Origin of the sequence: Piscicoccus intestinalis NBRC 104926 (assembly GCF_001515525.1) — a bacterium.
Taxonomy (GTDB): domain Bacteria; phylum Actinomycetota; class Actinomycetes; order Actinomycetales; family Dermatophilaceae; genus Kineosphaera; species Kineosphaera intestinalis.
Genome location: NZ_BCNQ01000263.1, coordinates 1 through 2,261, shown reverse-complemented (window position 1 = coordinate 2,261; position 2,261 = coordinate 1). Strand labels below are relative to the sequence as shown.

General features: G+C 73.6%; 2 protein-coding genes and 1 pseudogene. 2 read left to right on the top strand and 1 reads right to left on the bottom strand.

Features of this window, described 5'->3' with window-relative positions; genetic code table 11:
- Together PINTE_RS21020 and PINTE_RS21015 are read left to right on the top strand one after the other, a co-directional pair.
- A pseudogene (locus tag PINTE_RS21020) lies at nt 1-470 on the top strand (hypothetical protein); the annotation flags it as partial.
- 154 nt (nt 471-624) lie between these two features.
- Nucleotides 625-1,143, top strand: a complete 519-nt coding sequence (locus PINTE_RS21015; protein ID WP_068434501.1) for a DinB family protein — start codon at nt 625-627, stop codon at nt 1,141-1,143.
- A gap of 30 nt (nt 1,144-1,173) precedes the next feature.
- Here the strand turns inward: PINTE_RS21015 and PINTE_RS21010 are convergent, their stop codons facing one another.
- The gene (locus PINTE_RS21010; RefSeq protein WP_068434498.1) at nt 1,174-1,998 is read right to left on the bottom strand and encodes a hypothetical protein; all 825 of its coding nucleotides are present in this window, start codon (nt 1,996-1,998) and stop codon (nt 1,174-1,176) included.
- Between the last annotated feature and the right edge of the window lie 263 nt (nt 1,999-2,261).

Sequence of the window (2,261 nt, the reverse complement as noted above, 5' to 3'; positions counted from 1 at the left end):
CGGACTCGACGGGCTCGGCGGCGCGTGCCTCTTCGGGCCCGGGGGTCGAGTCGGGCGCCGGACGCTCCGACGCCCCGCGAGAACCGTTGACCGCGGCCATGTTCGGCGCGACCGGCTCCGGTTTCGCCGGGCTCGGCGCCGGGTCGGGCACGTCCGGCTCCGGCCCTTCCGGCGGCTCGGGCGGCTCCGGCGGCTCCGGTCGCTCCGACGCGGGAGCGCCGGTGTCAGGGGAGGCACCCGCGCCCGCGGCAGCTCCGAGCCCGGCGTCACCGCCTCCGGGCCTGACGAGCCCGGGCCCGGACTCGGGTTCGGGCGGCCGAATCTCCGGAGCCGACGGCGACTCCGATGACGCCCTCGACCTCGGCGCCACGGTGTTGCCGGTAGTCGCCCGCGCGTACGCCCCGCACATCGGGATCGGGCTCGCGGCGTTGTGGATCGGATGGAAGCTGGGCCGCAAGCTACCCGGCTGAGGCCGCCGGCCCGGCTCCGCGCAGAATTGTGGGCCGGCGCCGCCCGCGCCGGCCCACAATTCGCTGCCGCCCATGGCTTTTCGCAGCAAGTCGGTGGCGCCGAGCCGCTCGAGGAGGAAAGCTACGGGTACACCACGGCCGAAGGAGCCCCGTCATGACCGTGTGCGCGCAGTGCGGATTCGCGTACGACTCGATCACCGCGCGCAACGCCGCCGACCAGCTGGAGTCGGCCGGGGCGACGCTCTCGGCCACGATCGCGTCGGCCGGCCGTCGAGGCGACAACCGGGCGGACGGGTGGAGCGTTCTCGAATACGGCGGGCACGTGCGTGACGTGCTCATCACCCAGCGCGAGCGGCTGCTGCGGGCCCGGGTGGATCCGGGTGCGCAGGTCGTGCCGATGCTCACCGAACAACGGGTGGAGTGGGGCGAATACCAGGGCCTGGACCCCATCAACCTCGCCCTCGAGCTGCACTGGTCGGCCGCGCGGCTGGCCCGCTCGCTGCGGCTGCTCTCGTACTACGACTGGGATCTGGAGCTCATCTACAACTACCCGACGCCGCAGCCGCGCGACCTGCGGTGGCTCGCCGCGCACACCGTGCACGAAGTGCATCACCACTACCGCGACATCAAGTCGCTGCTCGCCGCACCCCCGCGCCCACCCCAGTCGACGTAGGCCCGCGGACCCGCGCCCACGGGCGAATCGTCAGGCGCCGGTGGCGTGTTCGGGCTCCCCCGGCGCAGCGTCGTCGCTGCGCAACAGCGTCATCGCACCGGCGAGCGCGAGCACGAGGCCGACGGCGACGAGCCAGATCGTGCCCTCCCGCGGCTCCTCGGCGAGCAGGGTCCAGCCGATGGCGGCGGGCACGAGCGTCGACATGAGGTAGTTCGTGCCGAGCACCGCGACGGCGTGCGCGCGCTTGAGCCCGACCGTCAGGTGCACCTGGCCGAGCACGAGCCCGGCGACGAGCAGGAACGCCGCGAGCCAGGACAGCAGCGGCCACTCCCACGGCCGCCACATCGACAGCCGCGGGTCGGCGACGAGCAGCCGGGCCGTGATCGCGCTGATCGCGAACCCGGTGCCGGCGAACAGCCCGCTGATGCCCGGAGGCAGCCGCACGAGCAGCGCGAGCCCGCAGGCCGCGACGGTCGCCGCGATGACGACGAGGTGCACGGGCGCGATCGGCACCGCGGCCCCGGGCACGGTCGTCAGCGCGAGCGCCATGATGCCGCCGCTGACGGCGAGGATGGCGACCCCGTCGCGGCCCCCGATGCGCCGGGTGCCAGCCAGGTGCTGGATGACCGCGGTGACCGCCAGCCCCCCGACGACGCAGGCCTGCACGATGAGCAGCGGCAGGTGCTGCCGGGCGGCCAGCGTGAACACGAAACCCGCGCCCTGGCAGGCGGTTCCGACCCACCACGCCGGAGACCGAAGCGGCCCGCCCGCGGACTGCGCCCCGTCCGAGAGCCGCGCCCCCGCGAGCCCGTACGCGAGCACACCGATGACCAGCGCGACGACGGAGAGAATCACCGCCCCAACCTACCCGCCGCCCCCAACGACCCCGAAAACTGCGTGTCGTGGTGAGAATTGCAGGTCGGCGAACCGCCAGGCCGACCCGCGCAGCGTCGCGACGGGGCTGCCGTACAGCTCCACGCTCAACTCGATACCCGCGCTCACGGAGCCGGCTCCCCAGCCGTGGGGTGAGCAGACTCAGCCCGGTTGTAGGGCCCTCAGCTGACGTAGATTTCTACGTCAATCACCCCCGACATCCCTGAACCGCGTCTCGGGTCTGA